The organism is Deltaproteobacteria bacterium, assembly GCA_009930495.1.
Taxonomy (GTDB): Bacteria; Desulfobacterota; Desulfovibrionia; order Desulfovibrionales; family Desulfomicrobiaceae; genus Desulfomicrobium.
Map to the genome: position 1 here is coordinate 1 of RZYB01000254.1, position 2,906 is coordinate 2,906.

The 2,906-nt window shown below is 61.2% G+C and carries 5 protein-coding genes; 3 read left to right on the plus strand and 2 right to left on the minus strand.

Features of this window, described 5'->3' with window-relative positions:
• Position 1 precedes the first annotated feature (1 nt).
• Both EOL86_13365 and EOL86_13370 read right to left on the minus strand, forming a co-directional pair.
• Positions 2 to 1,276 carry a DUF401 family protein gene (locus EOL86_13365; protein NCD26564.1) on the minus strand — a complete coding sequence of 425 codons (1,275 nt, stop codon included), beginning with the start codon at positions 1,274 to 1,276 and terminating at the stop codon, positions 2 to 4.
• A complete protein-coding gene (locus EOL86_13370; GenBank protein NCD26565.1) occupies positions 1,255 to 1,734 on the minus strand; it encodes a YchJ family protein in 480 nt (159 codons plus the stop codon). The genes EOL86_13365 and EOL86_13370 overlap by 22 nt, the downstream gene beginning before the upstream one ends.
• 107 nt (positions 1,735 to 1,841) lie before the next feature.
• On the opposite strand from EOL86_13370, the gene EOL86_13375 reads away from it, so the two are divergent.
• The 3 genes from EOL86_13375 to EOL86_13385 form a co-directional block, all read left to right on the plus strand.
• Complete coding sequence (locus EOL86_13375; protein NCD26566.1) at positions 1,842 to 2,153, plus strand: carboxymuconolactone decarboxylase family protein; 312 nt, start codon at positions 1,842 to 1,844, stop codon at positions 2,151 to 2,153.
• Between the two features lie 61 nt (positions 2,154 to 2,214).
• Positions 2,215 to 2,610, plus strand: coding sequence for a RidA family protein (locus tag EOL86_13380; protein ID NCD26567.1), 396 nt, complete (start codon positions 2,215 to 2,217; stop codon positions 2,608 to 2,610).
• Positions 2,607 to 2,906, plus strand: a 300-nt coding sequence (locus EOL86_13385; protein ID NCD26568.1) for a 3-isopropylmalate dehydrogenase, incomplete at its 3' end; no start/stop codon positions are given. The genes EOL86_13380 and EOL86_13385, both read left to right, overlap by 4 nt.

A 2,906-nucleotide genomic window follows, 5' to 3' on the forward strand; every position in this document is an offset into this window, starting at 1 on the left:
GTCAGTTCAGGATGAGAAAACAGCCCAGTCCCGCAGGAATGAGCAGCAGGCCCGGCACCAGGATGCGCGGCAGCAGTTTGCCGGGGTCCTGGTGAAAATAATTGCAGGTCATCAGATAACAGATGTGCATGGGCGAGGCCATGATGCCCGCGAACCCGGAATACAGACCCAGGCTGAGCACTGCCGGGAGAAGATGGGGCTGCCCAGTGGAGTGCAGCAGGCCGAAGAGCAGGGGGAAGGTCGCGCCGACAAAGGCCATGGTGATGCCGGACACGAACCCGACCAGAAAGGGCAGGATGACGGCCATGACGTAAATTGCGCTGCCACCGCCCAGGGTTTGGGCCAGGGCGTCGACGACATGGCCCTGGTGCAGGACTTCCTTGAAGATGAAAATGGCCGCGACCACGCCCAATAGGGCCATGGTGTTGTCTTTGCCCGCCTCGCGCAGCACCGCCGTCCATTTGGCGCGTGCCAGGAGCAGACTGACCCCGGATGCCAGAAGCAATGCCGCGATGACACCGTATTCCATGGGGCGTCCAGGCCAGAGTTTGGCGCAGATCCATTCCCCGAGAATGGAACCGACAATGGCCGTGGCCAGCGGAATGCCGCCGATCCAGTCGCGCGCGTCACGTTCCGTGGCGCGCACGGGTGGCAGGTGGGGCGCGTTTTTAAGGGCCGGACGCAGGATAAGCATCCAGCCCAGTCCGACGCAGATGAATGGGCCGGGCCACATGATGCCGACAATATGTGTCACCGGCATGGCGGCCAGGGACGAGGCCAGAATGATGCCCGGATAGAGTGGCCAGGCCAATTCCCAGATGTGGCGGAACCAGTAGTTGATCAGGGTTTGGTCTTTGGGATGGATGTTGAGTTCCTTGGCCGCCGATTCGACCATGGGCGCGGAAAAGATGGCTCCGCCGGGCATGGGCAGAAGGCCTATCAGGGCCGGAAAAAAGACCAGGAGCAACGAGCGGGAGTGGACCTGGCCGCGAATGGCGCGCATGAAGGACTCTGATTGTCCCGAAGCCGAGTACAGGGCGCTGAAGGCCAGGATGACGGCGATGATGGAGCAGAGAATGAAGGCTTCCTCGGTCAGCAGGGCGGCCGGAAGGGTTTTGAGCCAGGCCAGGGGCGAGAGATCGAACAGAAGGGCCAGCAAAAAACTGCCGGCCAGGATGGACCAGCCCAGGCCTAGCTTGAGTCGGATGCCGGCCAGCATGACGGCGAAGACAGCCAGAATGGACAGGATAGCGCTCATGGTTGTCGGCCACAGCATTTTTTGAATTTTTTGCCACTGCCGCACGGACACGGATCGTTGCGGCCAATCTTGGGCGTTTCGCGCCGCGTCGTCTCGGTTTCGTATTCGCCATCCAGATAGTACCACTGTCCGTCCCGCCGTACGAAGCGGCTCCGTTCGGTCAGACTTTGGGTCGATTCCTTGTGGCGGAAGATGGCCGTGAAGCGGACCGTTCCGGTGTCGCCGTCGGTGGCCGTGTCGTGGACGATCAACTCCAGCCATTGCGTGTTTTCGTTCCAGCGTCGGGCGTCGTCGGGATGGAACTCCTCCTGGTGTTCCGGGACCATGGTTGTCCGCAGATAGTCCAGCTCGCCCCGCGCGAAGGCGGTGAACCGGGAGCGCATCAGGGCTTCGGGGGTGGGGGCGGTGATGTGCCCGGCAAGAATCGGTCCGCAACACTCCGTGAAGTCACGGCCAGACTGGCATGGACATTCCATGGCATGCTCCTTGGGGATTTTTCTTGTGATTCAAGACCGATTGCCCGTAAAACCGAATCTGGAGCGCGTCAATCAAGGCGGCTCGATCACTTTTTAGGAGGTGTCCCATGAGGAGCGAAAAGCCACGGCACTATCGGAAATTGAAGGAAATGCATCCGGGGCTGGTCGATGCCGCCGAGGCATTGGGCGCTGCTGCCCATGACAGTGGTCCGCTTGTGGAAAAAGACATTCAGCTCATTCAGTTGGCCGCGGCCGTGGCCTTGCGATCGGAAGGCGCGGTTCGCAGCCATGCCCGGCGGGCTGTCCAGGCCGGGGCGAGCATGGAGGAAGTGCGGCATGCGGTCATCATCTTGACCAGTACCATTGGTTTTCCTACGGTCGCGGCGGCTTTGGATTGGCTCGGGAAGATAGACGATTAGTCCGGTTTTCCAGTGGATATCATCAGGCGGCCCTTGGGGCCGCTTTTTACGAGGAGAAATCATGACGAAGTTATCCTGCATTTCGACGGATCAGGCTCCGGCAGCCGTGGGGCCCTATTCCCAGGCCGTGCGCGCGGGCGGTCTTGTGTACGTCAGCGGCCAGCTTGGACTGGTCCCGGCCACGGGCCAGTTCGCGGGCGCGGATTTCGACGCCCAGGCCCGCCAGGCGCTGGCCAATGTCGGCGCGATTTTGAACGCCGCCGGTTGCGCCGTCACCGATATCGTCAGCGTGGACGTGTTCATGACAGATTTGAGCAATTTCAAGCGCTTCAACTCCATCTATGACACCTTCATGGCCGGGCACAAGCCGGCCCGGGCCGCCGTCCAGGTGGCCGGCCTCCCCTTGGGCGGGGTGGTGGAGGTGAAGTGCGTGGCCGTGGCCGGAGGGCAGGCATGAGTTCAAAGCCTTCCCGTCGTTTTGGTGTTTTTCCCTCGGCCAACGAGGACGCCAGGGCCGCTCAACGACATGTGAACACGGAGCAGTGCACATCGCCGTCGTATCGTCTGGCCTTTCAGGATCAGGATTTTTTGCTCCGCGAGGAGTTGCGGCCGGTTCGGTTGCAGCTTGAACTGTTGAAACCGGAGCTCATTCTGCAGGAGCAACAGATTGAATCCACGGTGGTCATCTATGGCAGCGCCAGATTACTGGATCCGGAATCGGCCAGCGTGCGTCTGGAAAAGGTCTTGGAGGCG